Genomic DNA, 15,791 nt, shown 5'->3' with positions numbered 1-15,791 from the left:
ACACACACACACACACACACACACACACACACACACACACACACATTCGCACCTAGCGTCTAACTACACATTTTTTACTTTCGCTTACGCGCGCGCGAAGCATGTCGCATCCCCTATAAACAAAGGGCTCCAAGGAGTTCCCTTTGTTCGCTTTTTCATGCCTGTTCGCCAAGGGGCGAAAGGCGGAAATTACTACGAATTATTCACCCTTAAAATGATTGAAATATGAAGAGAGAACCATTCAGGAAGCAGGCGTATGTAAGCCCTGCTATTGAGGTCGTTCCTACATCGTTTGACCAACAGCTATTATCCACCTCGTTCCCCAACAGCGGCGGGCACGACGACGGCAACGACGACGGGCAAGACCTCAACGCCAAGCAAGGCTTCTTCGACGAAGAAGATGAGGACGCAACCCCCGAACCCAAGTTCGGCAGTATTTGGTAACAAACACGAAAAGAAGAAAGGACAAACAAATGAAAAGATTAAACAGTTCAACATTACTCATCGCTACACTGCTACTGATGACAGGCTGCGCCGAAGAAGCTGCAACGCAGCAAGATAACGGCAAGAGTAACCAGCAAGAACCCGGCACGAAAGGCCTCACCGCTTTTGTGGTAGAGGAAAACGACACAAAGACCCGCACCACCGCCGAATACTTCGACAACGGCGGCCTCAACCGCGGCCTGCACTACTATTGGACTGCCGGCGACCGCCTTTGGGTAAACAACGGAGGCACATTGATACAAGATGCCAGCAACACCATCAGCGATGTACTTACAAATAACACCACCACGCCCGGCGGAGTTAAGCGGGCATCCAAGGCCAGCTTCTCTTTTGAAGGCAACTTCACTGCCCCCTCCTACCCCGTGCGCTACACAGGCACCGGCAGCACCGCAGGCGATAAAGTAACCATCAAGGCTTCACAACGGCAGGACGTGCCCAACGATGCCAGCCGTATCGGTGAATATGGCGACTGCGGAATAGCTACAGCCAATAAAGTAGGAATAAAATACCACTTCACCCTCAAACACAAAGCCGCCTACGCCACCTTCCTGCCCTACAATGCACCGGGAGCGATTGGAAAAGCCCGTATGACCTCTATCGTAGTAACGGCCGACCAGCCCTTGGCAGGCACCTACAACTTCACCGATAACGGCCTCGACCTCACCTCGCCGACAACCCCCTCCAACACTATCAGTCTTCGTCTGGATGTGAACCCGAACGGCGGCTTCTCCCTGCCCCAAACAGCCACGCCCGCCGTCAACGCCGCCACCATGGTGATAGCCCCGGGCACCTACACCAACTTCAAGGTGCAATACATCTTTGGTAGTATTAGTAATTTTATCGAGAAAACTTACCCCAGCGTAACCTTCATCGCCGGCAGGAACAAAAAGATAAGCCAAGATATGCAAATCATGGATTACAGTACCAAGTTCTACATGTGGGATGCCAAATATCACTATTGGTACAATCACATACTGCCCGACGGAACTCCCGATAACATCAATAATTTTCCTCAAGACAATTCCGACCCGCGCTGGTATCATGAAGGAACAGCGCCTTTGGCAGCCACACAGTCGTGCAAAGACTGCCCCAACGTGAACGAGCTTTGGTGGTATACCAAGAAAGGCGACCCGCATCTGGAAAACAGATGGCAGCTCGCCTATTACAATGGCAGGTTGCAACAGATTTATTACGGCCTGTGGTTAAGAAAGAAAAGTACCATCGTAGCTTATCTCAAGGCGAACGAAGGCTACCCCGCCTCGCTCACATGGAACGACATGAAAGAAGCCTATTGGGACACGCCCACCGCACCACACGTGGATGGCCGCACCACATCCGTATATTTAGAAAGAAAGCATATACCCTCAGGTACTCCCGCTAACCCGGCCGACTATTTTTTCATACCAATAATAAGCTACTATAAACAGGGGGGGAATTTAGATTATGAAGGCTCGTTAATTCCTTGGGCTTACTACTGGTCGTCGAGTGCGACGCCGGGCGACAACACAGCTGCGTATGCCTTCTATATTGATGGCTACAATAGGATAGTGGGCGTGCAACGAACCTTGAACCGCAATCGAGGCATGCCGGCAATACCCTTCGAGTAAGCCGTGCATTCGCGGTGGGGCGGCATCGGTAAAAACATGCGCCGCCCGCAATGCACTCCGCATTCGCCCCGCAGCAGAATAAAGAACATCAGAAATCAACATCCCAAACAGGCGCTCCGCCTCGCGCGGAGCCTGTGTAAATCAATTCATAACAATAACAATTTAAACTTTAAACGCAATGATTAAATTTATTATCAAGGGGAAAAAGAACCCACAGAAGAAGACAGAGACGAAGTATTATGCACAGATTGCGCCTACGACACCGTTGATGTTGCCGCAGATTGTGAAGCTGATTGAGAAACGCTCCACCGTTTCGAGCTCCGACATCAAGGCCGTGCTCGACGCGCTACAATTTGAAATCATTCATGCCCTACAGACAGGCAACAGCGTTCGGCTGGGCGACCTCGGTTCGTTCCACCTCACCATCAGCTCGAAAGGCACCGCCACTGAAGAAGAGGCCAAGAAGGCCGGCGCCAACCTAATCAAGAAGGTGAGCGTTCAGTTCGTGAAAAGTGCCGAAATGGGGCGCGCTTTCAGCCTCGACGAATTGAATTTCGTACAAGGATAAACGAAATTTATGCGGGGAAGAACCGAGTTCCAAACCGTAACTAACCAATGAAAATGAAAGAATATCGAAGTTGATGTAAACTAACCGATAATGAACATGCGATAATAAACGAAGTATTTTTTCTGTCAATCCCTTGAACTCCGTCCGGTTTCTAGCTATAGAGATTGGGCGGTTTTTACGTTTCGTAACAATTTTGTTAAACCCAGTCGGAAGCAGATGCGCATCTCGTCAAAACTTTCTGCGCACCAAGTTCAAACTTTCTGCGCATCTAATTTAAACTAGATGCGCAGAAAGTTTAGGCGTCTCTATCATCCATGATTATCAATAAGTTACGAGTCTGATTTTTCTGCCGTTTTGGAGGCCTTATTTTAACAATTCGGATAGGATACAGCGCAGGTGGTAGAAGGAATGGCGAAGTCGACAGGTGGGCGTACCTTATGGGTGGCAATTAGGAAACATATCGATATGCCGGAAAACCGTAGCTTTGCAATCTTTCAATACACATTATATGTTATGCACATGAAGATTATTCTGGCAATGGACAGTTTTAAGGGCTGTATCACATCGGGCGAAGCTGAAAAGGCGGCCGCCGACGCGCTGAAAGTCCGCTATCCGGAGGCCGAAATACTCTCGATTCCGCTTAGCGACGGAGGCGACGGTTGGCTCGAAGCATATTCAGATATAACGCCCTGCACGATGCTGAATGTAGATTGTCACGACGCGCTTATGCGGCCTGTCACGGCGCAATTGGCCGTGGACGTAAGCGGAACAGTCATCATCGAGTCGGCCCGTGCATGCGGTCTAACGCTCATTGAGGAAAATAGCCGGCGAGTGCTGCGAGCTACCTCCTACGGCGTGGGCGAATTGCTGGCAGCGGCTTTAAGAAGCGGAGCAAAAGAGATTGTCGTGGGGCTGGGCGGTTCGGCCAGCAGCGACTGCGGACTAGGGATGCTCCTTGCGCTCAAGGAATCGTTCGGCGAAGAAGTGTTCAATCGAATAAGAACGGAGGTGCGAATAACGCTGGCTTCCGATGTGGAGAATCCGCTCTACGGGCCGAGAGGAGCCGCTGTTGTGTTCGGAAAACAAAAAGGAGCCGGCCCGGAAGAAATAAAGATGCTCGACAGGCGCGCCGAAACATTCGCCCGAGCATCGTTAAAACGTTTCGGTTTCGACTACTCGCAAAACAAAGGCGCCGGAGCGGCGGGCGGATTGGGATATGCTTTCATGCAATATCTCGGCGCGCGAATGGAATGGGGAAGCGATATTCTTTTAAACAAAGCGTCGTTCGACGAGAAACTGCGCGGCGCGTCGTTTGTTCTTACCGGCGAGGGTTCGGCCGACTCACAAACGCTAATGGGCAAGCTGCCTGTTCGGATTCTCCATATGGCCCGTGAGCGTGGAGTGCCGGTGCATTTGATTGCCGGCCGACTGCAAGAGGCAAATAAATTACTGGATGCCGGATTCGCATCGGTTTCATCCATCAATCCGCCCGATATGCCACTCGCCGAAGCCCTGAAACCCGAACGAGCAAAGAAGAATATAGCCGTCGCCATGCATAGCCTTCCATTCAACCAACAGGACGTTTCGGCATAAAGACTTACCTTTGTGTCGAGAAATTCGTTTTTTTTAAGGATAACGCTCTTAACACATGAATTCAAAAGATAATATCGTAACTAGCAAGATTCTGCGGCAGAAGCTCGACTTGTTGCTAAGAACCGGGCAGTTACTCATCGAAAGTTCGGCCGACACTAGCAGAGTGCGCCGCAACCTTGAACGTACAGCCGCCTATTTGGGTTTGCCGGCTGAGAATCTGCACATCGAAATAGACTACTACATGCTGCACGTGAACCTGAGCGACGAGTGTCACAGCTTCTCGAAAATGCAACGATGCTCCAACCACGGCATCAACATGGAAATCATCGAACAAATTTCTAAGCTCACATGGCGTGCCATCAGCGAGGATTATAGTCTTGAGCGATTCGGCGCCGAACTGGAGCGCATAGGTCGCGGCAAACGTCATTATTCGGAGTGGATGGTGGCAATATGCGCCGGTTTTGCGTGCGGTGGTTTCTGCATTCAATTCGGGTGCGACTGGACGTCTTTCTTCTATGCCTCGATAGCCGCCGCACTGGGCAACCGACTGCGGATGTACCTGAATCATCTAGGTTCGAACGTGTATGCCAACTTCGCCATAGCTGCTTTTCTCTCAACTATTTTAGCGTTGTTCTCGTCGTTCACAGCCACGCCCGAAATGAAGGCAGTTATTCCGCTGTGGCTTCAGCCTTTTATCGTTTCGTCAACGCCGTGGCATCCGCTCATGGCCTGCGCGCTGTTCATCGTGCCGGGTGTGCCACTCATCAACGCGGTGAACGATTTGCTTGACAATAATATCGAAACCGGATTGGTTCGCGCCACGAACACGATGCTCATCGTCACCGCTATGGCTTTCGGAATAGTGCTGGCCATTAAATGCGGCGGCATCGACAACTTTGTCAAAGATTTGAGCATGACGCCCCACCACTCCTTCATAGAATATGCTCTTGCAGCCGGAATATCGGCCATGGGTTTCGCCACCATCTATAACATTCCGCTCAAGTTGATGCCATGGATAGCTGCGGGCGGAATCATTGCCATTTGCTCACGTAACTTTGTGAGCCTGGGTCCGGGGAGCGGTAATTTCGGTTTGGATATGGGCCCGATAATCGGGTCGCTCTGCGGTTCGGCTCTGATTTCGATAATCAACATCAAGGCCGTTCACATTTTCCACACGCCACATCAGTGCATAACCATCCCGGCCGTGATTCCGATGGTTCCGGGTGTGTTGATGTATCGTGCTCTCTACGGATTCATTGAGATGCAGGGCGTAGTGGGCGAATTAACCGTGGCGGTTCACAACGCCATAAACGGTTCGCTCATTCTGATTTGTATAGCCGTGGGTGTTGCAATTCCAAACATCTTCGCCCGGAAATGGATAGCTCCCCATCGCCGCAGAAAGCTAGCCGAAATGATAGAACAACGCAGACAGCGCGGAAAGTTCGTAGACCTGCACTCGTTTGCGGTGGATTGACAGAATAAATATTTCATCATTAAATACATACAGTTTTATGAAAATCGAGAATTTCAATTTTGCAGGACACAAAGCAATTGTCCGCGTAGATTTTAATGTTCCTCTGGATGCAAACGGCAATGTTACCGACGACACCCGAATTCGCGGTGCACTGCCCACGCTGAAGAAAATACTATCTGATGGCGGTGCTCTTATCATGATGAGTCATATGGGCAAACCAAAGGGAAAAGTGAAGCCCGAGCTATCGCTTTCGCAAATAGTGAAGAACGTGAGTGCAGCCCTGGGTGTGGAGGTTAAATTTGCCAAAGACGCCGGCAACGCCGAAGCCGAAGCATCATCGCTCAAAGGAGGCGAGGCCCTGTTGCTGGAAAATCTTCGCTACTATGCTGAGGAAGAAGGCAAACCCGTTGGCGTTGAAAAAGGCACGCCCGAATACGACGCCGCAAAAGCCGAGATGAAGAATCGTCAGAAAGATTTTGCCAAGAAACTTGCATCCTATGCCGATGTCTACGTAAACGATGCCTTCGGAACAGCCCATCGTAAACACGCATCTACAGCCGTGATTGCCGACTATTTCGATGCCGACCACAAAATGCTGGGTCTACTAATGGAGAAAGAAGTCAAGGCCATCGACAACGTTCTCAAAAACGCCGAACACCCCTTTACTGCAATTATCGGCGGTTCGAAGGTTAGCTCCAAACTGGCGGTGATTAAGAATCTGCTCGACAAGGTTGACAACCTAATCATTGGCGGCGGAATGGGCTACACGTTCATTAAGGCACAGGGCGGAAAAATTGGTAATTCGCTCCACGAGGACGACCTTATGCCCGAAGCCCTCAATGTTATTAAGGCCGCAAAGGAAAAGGGCGTTAACCTCTCGCTTTCGGTGGCCACGGTGGCTGGCGACAAGTTCTCTAACGACGCTAATCGCCAAACGGTCGACATCTACAACATTCCCGACGGCTGGGAGGGTATGGACGCCTCGGAACAGTCGGTTGAGAACTGGAAGAAGATTATCATGTCGTCGAAAACCATCCTATGGAACGGTCCGGTTGGCGTATTTGAATTCGAGAATTTCTCGCGCGGCACGGGCGACATCGCCAAAGCCGTAGCCGAAGCCACACAGAAGAACGGCGCTTATTCGCTCGTTGGTGGTGGCGATTCGGTTGCAGCTGTGAACAAATTCGGTTTGGCCGACAAGGTTTCCTACGTATCAACCGGCGGCGGTGCGATGCTCGAAGCCATCGAAGGCAAAATCTTGCCGGGCGTGGCTGCTATAGAATAAAGACAGGTGAATTATTCCCCCGGGCTTAGGCTCGCTACAAATCAATCTGAGGATGTGCCATTAAGGGTACATCCTCTTTCGTTTCGCTAAACATGAACGTATGCACATGTGGTGGAGAGAATAATCTGATTCTAAAATTAAAAACTACCTTTGCACGCAAACCTTTCCGGCAACACTAACGGCTGTGCCACAGAGCCTGAAAGGTTAGCACAATAAACATTATCGAAATAATAACTCAGTATTATGACAAAGAGAAACGAAGTTTACAAGAACGTTGCCAACGGCAACATCGTAGAGATTCTGAATCCAGGAGAAGTAATTTGCGAAAGCTTCCAGCTGCTCAACGAAAATTCAACCGACGCAGCAACCGAGAAGCATGTTCCCGTGATTGAAAAGATTGAGGGAGGTTATCGCGTAACCGTGGGTTCAGTTGAACACCCCATGACCGAGGCGCATTTCATTCAATGGATTGAGCTCATCACTGAAAACAACGAAGTGCTGCGCAAATATCTTGAGCCAACCGATAAACCCGTAGCAGAGTTCCTAACGAACGCAAAGCAAGTCTACGCTCGCGAATATTGCAACCTGCACGGTTTGTGGAGAAGTAAATAATAATTTCTTTAGTTCTTTCATTGGGGGGGCATTCCTAATAGGGGATGCTCCCTATTTCTTTTCTGTCGTGGCTGTGCGTATTTGGACTTATTGTTGTTCTTTTTATTTCGTGGAATGCAACAACACATCCCCCTTTCGCTTTGTTTTCGGGGCGAAGTCTTGCCCCCGCCGCCCCCGAACACAATGTTTGGAGAATGAAATCTTGCACAATTTCTCATGTAGATGCCAACTCGGGCGGAATGCACGAGTTAGCATCCGCCCCGGGAACCGCGCCCGAAACTTGGAGAGCATAAAACGGCCATCGAAAAACCGTCCTTGGAACTCAGGGAAGCAAAAACGGTCATCGGGAAATCACGCCTGAAACTCAGGGAAACAAAAACGGTGACCGAAAAACCGTCCTTGAAACTCAGGGAAACAAAAACGGTCGCAGGGAAACTGTCCTGGAATTCCAGGGAAGCAAAAACGGTGACCGTATTGCTTAAAAAAATCTCAGGCGACAAAAAACGTACATCGGGTTTGCACAAAAATTTTTCAGGCACGGTTTACCGGTCACCGATTTAATGAAAAATCATTCGAGTTAGCGATGTTCGCATAGGCACTACCGACTCGCTCTCTGCTCTTCCTCGAGAGGTATATATATCGTGAACAGCCGCAAAACAATCGTGAAATAAACAGGCTGAATAATCTCTTTTTATACGAATTATCCCGGGCGAGATGTCTTCGCGACTCTGCCCGGGATAAAATTTTTATTGGGAAATTAAAAGAGAGGGTATTTAAAGCCCAATCTTCTTGCGTATGTTCTGTGGGATGGCGTTCTTGTTCACCATATAGTCCATGGTATTGGCGGCGATGAAGTTCTTGGTCATATACCATATTCCTTTATAAGCGCCGGTTTCGCCCCATGAGTTTTTCACCATGTAGTATTCTTTACCGTTCTGGTCTTTAGCGATTCCGAAAATCAACATTCCATGGTCGTCGGTTAGCTCCCAGTTGTCGAAACGCTCTTGACGTTGCGCCTGAGTTGGAGTTATTTCGGGAACGTTCACTCCGAGCGAGTCGATGATGCTGCGTTTCTTACTGGCCGACAATCCTAGCCAACGAGCCATATCACTGCCCTTGAGACTCTGCATTTTCTTGCTGTCAATCATGTAAGCCAGTCCGTCACGGGTGAATCCCGGCTCGCTCACATCACCTCCCCATGCCACGGTGTAGCCGTTCATTATAGCATTGTCAATGATTTGCATCATTTCGTCCATCGGTAGATTGTAAGATTGTGGGAAGCGCCAGTTATCTTGCACCTCTACTGCGAATTGAGTGTAGAACGGGTGGTGCGTGTAGGATGTTACGGTTACGTAGTCGCTCCAGTTAAGACCGAGGCTTGCGGCAAACGATTTCGGAGTGTAGTTTTTGCCTTCGTAGGTGAAGTTCTCCGGGCATTTGCCGAGGTAGGCGTCGAGAATGGCTTGTAAACCGGGCTTCCATTGCTTAGATAATTTATCGGATTTGCTTTTTGCAACGGCCTCAACGTAAGGACTAAGAACCGAGAAGAATTCGTTGAAGTTGAACAGCGAATCGCCCGTGAGAGACCCTGGGAAAGGCATTGCTTCCTGAGGACAAATTCCGTAGTTCTCCAAGCAATAAAGTGGGTCGTAAGCCGAACCACCTTGTGCAAACTGGCAGTCGCCGTGGAAACGCACAACCTGAATAGCACGGTCCATGTAGGTTTTGTTTGCTACGAAGCTCTCACACAGGTCGTAGGTCTTACCGGTAGCACGCAGTATTTCGGATTCGAAATAGCTGAGTGTTGCGTAATCCCAACAGGTGCCCGAACGGTTTTGGTTCTTGATGCTTGTGATTGGGTTTTGTTTTACTACTGTGAAAACTGGTTTGTTGGAATTTGCATTCCCCTTCTTCTTCGGTGCTGCGTTGGCTCCGATTGCTACGAGAGCTAGCAGCGCTAATGTTAGAATTTTTTTCATAGAAATTTTGTGTTCGGACTTTATTGTCCGTCTCTTAGTTTGATGTTTGTTTATTAAAAATGTTTTGTGTTCTATCTATTATTTGCAATGTATTCTTCGACGTCTTTTGCGTGATATGGAATCCTGTCTTCGCCGATGAACCGACAGTCGTCTTTGGTTATGAGCAGATCGTCTTCGATGCGGATTCCGCCGAAATCTTTATACTCGTCGAGTTTGTCGAAGTTGAGGAATTCGGCGCAATGTTTCTTTGCCCGCCATTCGTCGATTAGGTCTGGAATAAAATATATTCCCGGCTCGTCGGTCACAACGAAGCCTTCCTGAAGACGACGTCCCATACGCAGGCAGTTGGTTCCGAACTGTTCGAGATTTGGACGTGTTTCGTCGTCGAATCCCACATAGATTTGTCCGAGCGCTTCCATGTCATGCACATCTATTCCCATCATGTGACCCAATCCGTGTGGTAGGAACATCGCGTGTGCTCCAGCTGCAAGAGCGTCGTCGGTGTTGCCTTTGGCTAGACCGAGCTCTTTCATCCTGTCGAATATAATCCGACAGGCGGCAAAATGCACGTCCATGTATTTCACTCCGGGTTTCGACATCTCGAAGGCCTTGTCGTGAGCTTCAACCACGGCGTTGTAAACATCCAACTGACGTTGTGTGAATTTCCCGTTAACAGGGAATGTGCGAGTGTTGTCGGAGCAGTAATGATTCATATTTTCAGCTCCGCAGTCGCATAGCACGAGGCGACCGTCTTTGAGCTCGGCCATCGACGGAATGCCATGCATTATTTCACCATGTTGTGAAAATATGGGCGGAAATGAAACCATCGAACCAAAGGAGTTGGCGATACCGATAAGCTGGCCGCCGACATATTTCTCTGTTACGCCGGGCCTACTTATCTTCATTGCCGTTGTATGCATCTCGTAGCCGATTGTTGCAACCTGCTCAAGCTCGGCAATTTCTTCCTCGGTTTTTACAGAGCGCATTTTCACCACTGCATGAATGAGGTCTAGGCTTGCGGCTTCTTTTTGTTTATCGGGATGGATATTGAGAAGATCGAATATTTGGATTTTTATATCTGAGCGATAGGGCGGCAGGAAATGAATCTTGCGATTCTTGGTTAGCGCTTTCTCGCATATTGTCTTTAGAGCCGACATCGGAGCCGAATTGTTCACTCCCACTTGGCTGGCCATATCGTGAACCGTATCGACACTTCCAAACCAAACGATGTCTTCGATATCGATGTCGTTGCCAATCAGTGTTTCGGTGTTTTCATCAATATCAATCACACCAACAAGGCCGTCGCGTTGTTGTCCGAAATAGTAGAGGAATGATGAATCTTGCCTGAATGGATAGTAGCCATTTGCTGGGCAGTTTGCCGGCGATTCGTTGTTGCCGAACAAAATAATAACGCCGCTTTTCACGAGCTTTTTCAGTTCGGCGCGACGATTGATATAGGTTTCTTTACTAAACATTTTGTTTTGATTTTGTTTCGCGCAAAGTTACCCATCTTTCCACTAAAGGGGATACCTTTGTGCTGAAATTACTTGTTTTTATGCAAATCAACAGCAATATAGGATTAGTACTTGAAGGGGGCGGGATGCGTGGAGTTTTCACATCTGGAGTTCTTGATGCATTCATGAAACATGACGTGTTTTTTCGTTATATAGTAGGAGTCTCGGCCGGCGCATGTAACGGACTTTCATATATGAGTCGACAGCCGCGGAGAGCCAAGATTTCAAACATCGACATGTTGGCCAAGTACGATTATATTGGTTTGCGGCACCTCGTCACCCAGGGATGCATATTAGATCCGGAGCTGCTCTACAATAAGTTTCCATACGAGATAGTCCCTTTCGACTACGATACCTATTTTGCAAATATTCGGCGGGGAGATGTCTTCGAAATTGTAACCACTAACTGCCTAACCGGTCGCAGTGAATATTTGCAGGAACGCGACGGCAATTCACATAGACTAAATGAATTGGCGCGAGCTACGAGCAGTTTGCCTTATGTGTGCAAGATTGTCGACATCGACGGACAACCGATGCTCGACGGAGGTATAGCCGATTCCATTCCCATCGAGCGCGCCATTGCAACTGGCCACAGTAAGAACGTTGTTATATGTACCCGTAATAAAGGCTGGCGCGACAAGGGGAAAGACCATAAGCAGCCGCGCTTTGTCTACCGTAATTATCCCCGCTTGCGAGTTCTTCTTAGCCGACGTTTGAAGTTCTACAACGAGCAGTTGGATATGGTCGACCGCCTTGAAGCCGAAAATTCGATACTCGTTATTCGTCCTGAGAAAGAGATTGTTGTCGGTCGAATGGAAAAAGACATCCGCAAGCTTGAGAACCTTTATGAAGAAGGTGTCGCACTGGGCAACCGATTCATAAAAGAGCATCTATCGAAGCTAACAGCGCCATATTAACTACTTCCAATCATATTATTATTAGGCAAGAACGTTTCGTCAAACAGCAACGAGACGAATCCGAGAAGAAATAAATCGTTTATATAATACCTGCATGCTCCGAGATTCGTTTGAGTATATTCCGGAAAAGAAAATCGCCTTTCAGTCGTCTAGAATTTAATAATTACTTTTGCAAACATCTTATACGAGGCACTTCTGTTACACCTCCCCAACACATTTTATTGAGAATAAAAATATTTCGTTGGAACTGCCTGTTTAAGACTATCAAGAAAGTATGGAAGAGATTGTTTTCACCGTCGACTCAATTCGTAAGATTCTTTTTCAGAATGAAAAAGTGGAGCTCGACAACTACACTTACAAGAATATTCAACACTGCTACGATTTTCTGAAATCATTTGCTACGAATCGAATAATATACGGCATCAACACCGGATTCGGGCCGATGGCACAATGGCGGGTCGAAGACAAGCATCTCGAAGAACTTCAATACAACATCATTCGCAGTCATGCAACCGGCGCCGGTCGGCCGCTCGACGATATCTACGTAAAGGCGGCCATGGTTGCTCGCGTCGGAACGTTTGCACAGGCACGCTCAGGCATACATCCCAGCGTAGTTAAGATGCTCGTGCAGATGATTAATGCCAACATTCTGCCCTTTATTCCGCAGCACGGGAGCGTGGGAGCCAGTGGCGATTTGGTGCAATTGGCGCACATCGCACTCACGATGATTGGCGAAGGCAAGGTGCATTATCGCGGCGAGTGGCGACCGTCGGCCGAGATACTCAAAGAGAACGGCATCGAGCCGATGAAGATTCATATTCGTGAGGGACTTTCGGCCGTAAACGGAACCAGCGTGATGACGGGTATCAGTGTGGTTAACCAGATTTATGCCGAACGACTACTCAATTGGAGCGTGCTTGCGGCCGTGTGGATGAACGAGATTGCAGCGTCGTTCGACGATTGGATGAGCGAACCGCTTAACGCTTGTCGTCGGCACACAAGTCAGCAACTCATTGCCCAACGCATGCGCGAGCTGTCTGCGGGCAGTCGTCGATTGCAGAAGCGCGAACACGTGCTATATAAAAAGGAGAAATGCCAGCAGGACGTTTTCGAGCAAAAAGTGCAGGCTTATTATTCGCTGCGATGCACGCCGCAGATTCTCGGGCCGATTCACGACACGCTCGTTGCTGCCCACACGCTCATCGACGAGGAGCTCAACTCGGCGTGCGACAATCCCATCATAGACCCCGAAACGGAAAACGTCTATCATGGCGGAAACTTCCACGGCGACTACATATCGCTCGAGGAAGATAAGGTCAAGATAGCCATCGTAAGGCTCGCTATGCTTGCCGAACGCCAACTCAACTATCTATTCCACGACCGCATCAACGGCATTCTTCCGCCTTTCCTCAACATGGGCACACTCGGACTGAACTACGGAATGCAAGCCTGCCAGTTCACCGCCACGTCAACCACCGCCGAGTGCCAAACTCTGGCCATGCCCAACTATGTGCACTCCATTCCCAACAACAACGACAATCAGGACATCGTGAGCATGGGCACCAACACCGCCCTACTCTGTGCCCGAGTCATTGAGAACGCCTACGAGGTGATGGGCATACTGATGATGGCTCTCGCGCAGGCCACCGATTGCCTCGGCATTGCCGATGAGCTCGCGCCGGCTACGCGGAACATCTACAACGAACTGAGAACGATTTGCAGAACCATCGTCGAAGACAAACCTTTCTACGACGACCTCGCAAACACGATTGAATATTTGAAGAAATGAAATACGCTTTAGTGACAGGCGGAAGCCGAGGAATCGGTCGCGCCATAGCCATCCGACTTGCACAAACGGGATTACCCGTTGTGATTAACTATGTTTCAAACGAAGCTGCGGCTGCCGAAACGAAAAACGAAATCGAACAGGCTGGCGGACAAGCCGAACTACTGCGATTCGATGTATCGAAGCCCGAAGAAATAGAGCGCGCCCTCGGCGAATGGGAAGACAGCCATCCCGACGACTACATCGGCGTGCTGGTGAACAACGCCGGCATCCGTCGCGACAATCTCATGATATTCATGCAGAACAGCGAGTGGCACTCTGTTGTAGACACCACGCTCAACGGATTCTTCTACACCACGCGTCGCCTGCTCAAACGAATGATGACACGGCGCGACGGGCGAATCATCAACATCTCGTCGCTCTCCGGATTGAAAGGACTGCCCGGGCAGGCAAACTATTCCACCGCCAAGGCCGCCCTCATCGGCGCAACAAAAGCGTTGGCACAGGAGGTTGCACCACGTCGAATAACCGTGAACGCCGTAGCCCCCGGGTTTATTGAAAGCGATATGACAAAGGATTTGAACCAAGACGAACTCAAGAAACTCGTTCCGGCCGGCCGATTTGGAAAGGCCGACGAAGTAGCCGCCCTCGTGGCCTTCCTTGCAGGCGACGATGCAGCTTATATCACCGCACAAACCATCGGAATCAACGGAGGACTTTATTCATGAAAAGAGTCGTAGTGACAGGCATCGGCCTCTGGGGATGCCTCGGAAAGAACACCCAAGAAGTAACGGAAAGCCTGCGAACGGGGCGAAGCGGCATCGGCCTCGACAGCGCGCGACTGGAGTATGGTTATCAGTCGGGGCTCACCGGTATTGTTGAACGCCCGAAGCTCAAAGGACTGCTCGACCGCCGCATGCGCACCGGCCTGCCCGAAGAAGGCGAATACGCATTCATGGCCTCCAAGGAAGCCTTCGCAATGGCCGGCATCGACGAAGATTATATGTTCGGCAACGAAATAGGCTGCATCTTTGGCAACGACTCCTCGTCGACACCCGTCATCGAAGCCGCCCGCATCATGGAAGCCAAACACGACTCGGCGCTCCTCGGCAGCGGATACATCTTCCAATCGATGAACTCCACCGTAACGATGAACATGAGCACCATCTTCCACCTGCGCGGCGTAAACTTCACCGTGAGCGCAGCCTGTGCGAGCGGAAGTCATTCCATCGGGCTCGGCTACATGATGATTAAACAAGGTCTTCAGGATATGGTTCTCTGCGGCGGCGCCCAGGAGGTCAACGTATATTCCATGGCCACCTTCGACGCCCTCGGCGCATTCTCAAAGCGGATGGACGAGCCAGAGCGAGCCTCCCGACCGTTCGACCGCGACCGCGACGGACTCATCCCCAGCGGCGGAGCGGCTGCCCTTGTGCTCGAAGACCGAGACCACGCCATCGCCCGCGGCGCCACGATACTCTGCGAAGTAACGGGCTATGGATTCTCGAGCAACGGCGGCGGAATATCCCAACCCAGCGACGACGGCAGCGTGCTGGCCATGCAACGTGCCATGAACGACTCAGGCATAGCGGCCGGCCAAATAGACTACATCAACGCCCACGCCACCTCCACTCCGCAGGGCGACATGTTCGAAGCCAAAGCCCTCGCCCGCCTCTTCGGCAACGAGCGCGCACTCATCAGCTCCACCAAGGGAATGACCGGCCACGAATGTTGGATGGCCGGCGCAAGCGAAATCGTCTACAGCATTCTCATGATGCAACACAACTTCGTTGCACCGAACGTGAACTTCGACAATCCCGACGAATATTCCGCCCCACTCAACATCGCCGCCCAAACCGTGGAAACCGAGCTGCACACCGTGCTCTCAAACTCATTCGGATTCGGAGGCACCAACAGCGCACTGATTATTGAGAAATAACAACTTAATTATT

General features: G+C 50.1%; 14 protein-coding genes. 12 read left to right on the top strand and 2 right to left on the bottom strand.

Annotated elements, in window-relative coordinates:
• Positions 1 to 225: 225 nt before the first annotated feature.
• The 8 genes from HMPREF9140_RS01775 to HMPREF9140_RS10435 all read left to right on the top strand — a co-directional run bounded on the left by HMPREF9140_RS01775 (position 226) and on the right by HMPREF9140_RS10435 (position 8,204).
• On the top strand, positions 226 to 444 hold the full coding sequence (locus HMPREF9140_RS01775) for a hypothetical protein (RefSeq protein WP_006951312.1): 219 nt from the start codon (positions 226 to 228) through the stop codon (positions 442 to 444).
• A 29-nt stretch (positions 445 to 473) separates the two neighbouring features.
• Positions 474 to 2,111 carry a hypothetical protein gene (locus HMPREF9140_RS01770; RefSeq protein ID WP_006951311.1) on the top strand — a complete coding sequence of 546 codons (1,638 nt, stop codon included), beginning with the start codon at positions 474 to 476 and terminating at the stop codon, positions 2,109 to 2,111.
• Positions 2,112 to 2,289: 178 nt separating this feature from the next.
• Positions 2,290 to 2,679: an HU family DNA-binding protein gene (locus HMPREF9140_RS01765; protein WP_006951310.1), complete on the top strand. Its 390-nt coding sequence runs from the start codon at positions 2,290 to 2,292 to the stop codon at positions 2,677 to 2,679.
• A 513-nt stretch (positions 2,680 to 3,192) separates the two neighbouring features.
• Positions 3,193 to 4,272, top strand: coding sequence for a glycerate kinase family protein (locus HMPREF9140_RS01760; RefSeq protein WP_018572008.1), 1,080 nt, complete (start codon positions 3,193 to 3,195; stop codon positions 4,270 to 4,272).
• 55 nt (positions 4,273 to 4,327) lie between these two features.
• A complete protein-coding gene (locus HMPREF9140_RS01755) occupies positions 4,328 to 5,746 on the top strand; it encodes a threonine/serine exporter family protein (RefSeq protein WP_006951308.1) in 1,419 nt (472 codons plus the stop codon).
• 37 nt (positions 5,747 to 5,783) lie between these two features.
• Positions 5,784 to 7,031: a phosphoglycerate kinase gene (locus HMPREF9140_RS01750; protein WP_006951307.1), complete on the top strand. Its 1,248-nt coding sequence runs from the start codon at positions 5,784 to 5,786 to the stop codon at positions 7,029 to 7,031.
• Positions 7,032 to 7,274: 243 nt separating this feature from the next.
• Entirely contained in the window at positions 7,275 to 7,643 is a 369-nt protein-coding gene (locus HMPREF9140_RS01745) for a desulfoferrodoxin (RefSeq protein WP_006951306.1), read from the top strand.
• A 315-nt stretch (positions 7,644 to 7,958) separates the two neighbouring features.
• Positions 7,959 to 8,204: a hypothetical protein gene (locus tag HMPREF9140_RS10435; protein ID WP_154648540.1), complete on the top strand. Its 246-nt coding sequence runs from the start codon at positions 7,959 to 7,961 to the stop codon at positions 8,202 to 8,204.
• A 212-nt stretch (positions 8,205 to 8,416) separates the two neighbouring features.
• Here the strand turns inward: HMPREF9140_RS10435 and HMPREF9140_RS01740 are convergent, their stop codons facing one another.
• Together HMPREF9140_RS01740 and HMPREF9140_RS01735 are read right to left on the bottom strand one after the other, a co-directional pair.
• Positions 8,417 to 9,622 (bottom strand): C1 family peptidase, encoded by a 1,206-nt coding sequence (locus HMPREF9140_RS01740; RefSeq protein WP_006951305.1) that lies wholly within the window; start codon positions 9,620 to 9,622, stop codon positions 8,417 to 8,419.
• A gap of 71 nt (positions 9,623 to 9,693) precedes the next feature.
• Positions 9,694 to 11,097 (bottom strand): aminopeptidase P family protein, encoded by a 1,404-nt coding sequence (locus HMPREF9140_RS01735; protein ID WP_006951304.1) that lies wholly within the window; start codon positions 11,095 to 11,097, stop codon positions 9,694 to 9,696.
• 80 nt (positions 11,098 to 11,177) lie between these two features.
• Here HMPREF9140_RS01735 and HMPREF9140_RS01730 point away from each other — a divergent pair, with 80 nt between their 5' ends.
• The 4 genes from HMPREF9140_RS01730 (at position 11,178) to HMPREF9140_RS01715 (ending at position 15,778) form a co-directional block, all read left to right on the top strand.
• A complete protein-coding gene (locus HMPREF9140_RS01730; protein WP_006951303.1) occupies positions 11,178 to 12,053 on the top strand; it encodes a patatin-like phospholipase family protein in 876 nt (291 codons plus the stop codon).
• A gap of 274 nt (positions 12,054 to 12,327) precedes the next feature.
• The gene (locus HMPREF9140_RS01725) at positions 12,328 to 13,842 is read left to right on the top strand and encodes an HAL/PAL/TAL family ammonia-lyase (protein WP_006951302.1); all 1,515 of its coding nucleotides are present in this window, start codon (positions 12,328 to 12,330) and stop codon (positions 13,840 to 13,842) included.
• A complete protein-coding gene (gene fabG / locus HMPREF9140_RS01720; RefSeq protein WP_006951301.1) occupies positions 13,839 to 14,567 on the top strand; it encodes a 3-oxoacyl-ACP reductase FabG in 729 nt (242 codons plus the stop codon). Before HMPREF9140_RS01725 ends, fabG begins: the two co-directional genes overlap by 4 nt.
• The gene (locus HMPREF9140_RS01715; RefSeq protein ID WP_006951300.1) at positions 14,564 to 15,778 is read left to right on the top strand and encodes a beta-ketoacyl-[acyl-carrier-protein] synthase family protein; all 1,215 of its coding nucleotides are present in this window, start codon (positions 14,564 to 14,566) and stop codon (positions 15,776 to 15,778) included. The genes fabG and HMPREF9140_RS01715 overlap by 4 nt, the downstream gene beginning before the upstream one ends.
• The last annotated feature ends 13 nt before the right edge of the window (positions 15,779 to 15,791 follow it).

The sequence above is a fragment of the Prevotella micans F0438 genome (assembly GCF_000243035.1).
Lineage (GTDB): Bacteria > Bacteroidota > Bacteroidia > Bacteroidales > Bacteroidaceae > Prevotella > Prevotella micans.
This window is presented reverse-complemented; position numbering and strand designations above follow the sequence as displayed.